This is a genomic window from Microcystis sp. M_QC_C_20170808_M9Col (assembly GCF_007095495.1).
In the GTDB taxonomy this organism is placed as follows: Bacteria; Cyanobacteriota; Cyanobacteriia; order Cyanobacteriales; family Microcystaceae; genus Microcystis; species Microcystis aeruginosa.
Genome location: NZ_SFBZ01000047.1, coordinates 1 through 3,241, shown reverse-complemented (window position 1 = coordinate 3,241; position 3,241 = coordinate 1). Strand labels below are relative to the sequence as shown.

The window sequence follows — 3,241 nt, the reverse complement described above, 5'->3', positions numbered from 1 at the left end:
GAGATTTAGGGATTACGGAGTGTCGCTTGTTTCCTGCGTTCCCAAAGTCAACGACTCAATTTAATGCTAACATAAAGTCGCCCTAAAGGGCGAGGTTTTCAACCCAAATTTTCGATAATCACATTTAAACCCGCCTCGATCGCTTTTTTTTCGGCAACTGGGTGATAAATTCTCAATTGTGTCCAAAGGGTAGCGGCCCGAATAGCAATAGCTGACTCGACAATTTCGGGTAGATAATCAGGATGACGAAAAACGTTAACAATATCCACAGGTTCGGGGATAGCTTCTAGAGAAGGATAGCAGCTTTGACCGTCAATTTGCTTGACCATCGGATTGACAGGATAGACTCGATAACCCACCGCTTGCAGGAATTTGGCTACCTGATAGCTGGCGCGGCTCGATTTCTCGGAATGCCCGACCACTGCGATAATTTTACTATTGCTGAAGATGGTTTTGAGCGCACCATCGTCTCCTTTAATATTCGGCATTGTCCCACCTATCTTAGAACAGAGTTTCGCTTTCCATAAAGATGAAGTGTAACCTAATTTGGTATCGACTTTTGACTCCAGCTTTAGCCACTCTGAAGAACTGGCAGCAATGTTTAACTTTTCTACCGAAAAAACAGTTATTAAAAATCCCAGTCAATCCCTGGGTATTTGTAGGAAAATTTACCCGATGGTCGCCCCTAAATCCTCTGACTTTAGTTACCACAAAACCTGATGAATTATCTTAGTATTATCATTCCGACTCTCAATGAGGAGTTAAGAATTGCCGCAACGTTAAAACAGATAGGTGCGGGAGTAGAAATTATTGTTGTCGATGGGGGCAGTACCGATAAAACCAGAGAAATAGCCGAACAATTGGGAGCGAAAGTAATTATTTTACCCAGAAAAGGTCGTGCATTTCAGATGAATTTAGGAGCCAAAATAGCGAAAGGAGATACTTTGTTATTTCTGCATGGAGATACTTTACTTCCCCAGGAATTTCAAGAACAAATTATCAATACTTTATCCCAATCTGGGATAGTAGCGGGGGCTTTTGAATTAAAAATTGATGGAGAGGAAAAAACCCTGCGTTTAGTGGAAAAATTAGTTAATTGGCGTTCTCACTGGTTTTCTCTTCCCTACGGAGATCAAGGAATATTTTTAAAAGCCTCAATATTGACCGATTTAGGGGGGTTTCCTGAGTTGCCAATTATGGAAGATTTTGAATTAATACAAAGATTGAAAAAAAGGGGTAAAATAGCCATAGTTGCTGCTCCGGTGATTACCTCGGCAAGACGTTGGCAAAAATTAGGAGTTGGCAAAACCACCTTAGTTAATCAATTAATAATTATTGGTTATTATCTAAAAATTCCGCCGCGCTTGTTGAAAAGTTTTTATCGTTTATGGTAATAAAGGCTTGCTGAAAAAGTATTTGAGGTCATTGTGCAATGTAGGGGCGCAGGCGTTAAGCCCATAATGTGACATTGTGAACATTTTTCAGCCAATATCCAAGAGAGGCAAAGACAATTATACAATTGAAGAAACCCTACCAAAGAAGAGGTTTCCATGGCGCAAAACATTAACAAAAATCATCAAAAGTGCGGGGGGGGTAAGCATTGCTTATTGGTAGCAGGCAGTACCAGTCTTTTGAAAAATACAATTATATAATCGAAGGAAACTTACGAAGGAAGAGTTTTCCATGGACAAAACATTAACAAAAGTAATCAAAAATGTGGGGGGGGTAAGCATTGCTTATTGGTAGCGGGGGCAACTCTAGCCATCCTAGCCCCTTTCCAAGCCGCCCAAGCTGTAATTATCGATTTTCAAAGCTTAGAACAAAATAACTCAGGCGTTAACAATGTCGGTTTTACCTATACCGAAGACGGTTTTACCCTAGATAACCTGTCTATTGCTTCCTTTGCATTTTTTGGCACTCAGGCATCTCGTTACCCTGGTTCTACCGCCTTATTCAATAATACGGTTGGTGGAATCACCAGATTAACCCAAAATGGTGGGGGCTTATTTGACTTAAATTCTATTCAACTAACTAGCGCCAATGGTGATGATAGTGTGACTGTCAATTTTACAGGAACAAAGGCCGATTCTAGTACCGTTAGCCAAGCTTTTACTACCGATGCAATTCTTAGTACCCTAGAAACTTTTACCTTTAATTCTAGCTTCACTAATTTAGTATCTGTTCAATGGATTCAGGCATCCCCGTTTCATCAGTTTGATAACATCAATGTCACTCCCAGTGCTACACCGGTTCCCGAACCTTCGGCAATTTTAGGATTATTGGGTTTAGGACTTTTAGGCATCGGTTCTCAATTCAAACAAAAACGATAAATTGACAAGTGTGGGGATGGGATGTTTTCCATTCCAACTTGAGGAAAAACGCGCTCTAGAAACCTTCCAAATTTAACTCTTAATTTGAGTAAACAAATTTTTTTAAATTCCCTGGCAATTACTCAAAAAATTTGACATTTTAATGGCGGACAGGTAAAAATAAGTAGTCGTGCAAAATTAATTTCCTAGTGAAGATAGGCAAGAGGCAAGAGCGGGGTTAGATATGTGTAATTAATTTTGCCTAGGTACTTAAGTAGTCGTGCAAAATTAATTTCCTAGTGAAGATAGGCAAGAGGCAAGAGGCAAGAGGCAAGAGCGGGGTTAGATATGTGTAATTAATTTTGCCTAGGTACTTAAAAACTTTTGTCTGCCAAGGCACCGATCGATAGGATAATTGAGCATCGGAACATCTGCTCTGAGAATATGTCTCTCGATCGCCGTCAATTTCTTGATCTTTTAGGTGCTACCCTTGGCACAGCCACTCTTGCTGGTTTTAACCCTGCCGCTTTTATCGAAAAAATTAGATTTATTCAGCCAACTCTATATAGGGTTTTCATCCCTTGTAACCCCATCCATCGCATAACACAAACCGAAGAACCGGGCTATCTTAGGTTTGGTGGGTAAAATGTATTCTAAGATACAGTCCTGCTGGAGAGGGAGTGGAAGGAACCACTCCAGACACAGAGGACACAAAGATTGATCGCTTCTATAGTAAGTTAAACTGATCACACAAAGAACTGATAGGCTTTTAGCGGCTTGAGAACAAGCTTTATCAATCTATTCATATAATTGACAATTATAGCAATTCTCTGACTTATGAGGTACAGTAGCAACAGTGAGTAAACCAATTGCGAATATCTTTTTGAGTAACTTCTAACATAGCCAATTCAATCCCTTCTATTAAGTCTTTG

Annotated in this window: 3 protein-coding genes; 2 read left to right on the top strand and 1 reads right to left on the bottom strand. The window is 40.0% G+C overall.

Annotated elements, in window-relative coordinates; all coding sequences use genetic code 11:
- Positions 1-98: 98 nt before the first annotated feature.
- Entirely contained in the window at positions 99-488 is a 390-nt protein-coding gene (locus tag EWV68_RS03105) for a CoA-binding protein (RefSeq protein WP_287168782.1), read from the bottom strand.
- A gap of 231 nt (positions 489-719) precedes the next feature.
- On the opposite strand from EWV68_RS03105, the gene EWV68_RS03100 reads away from it, so the two are divergent.
- Together EWV68_RS03100 and EWV68_RS03095 are read left to right on the top strand one after the other, a co-directional pair.
- Positions 720-1,394 (top strand): TIGR04283 family arsenosugar biosynthesis glycosyltransferase, encoded by a 675-nt coding sequence (locus tag EWV68_RS03100; protein ID WP_287168780.1) that lies wholly within the window; start codon positions 720-722, stop codon positions 1,392-1,394.
- Positions 1,395-1,739: 345 nt separating this feature from the next.
- Entirely contained in the window at positions 1,740-2,330 is a 591-nt protein-coding gene (locus tag EWV68_RS03095) for a PEP-CTERM sorting domain-containing protein (protein WP_287168779.1), read from the top strand.
- The last annotated feature ends 911 nt before the right edge of the window (positions 2,331-3,241 follow it).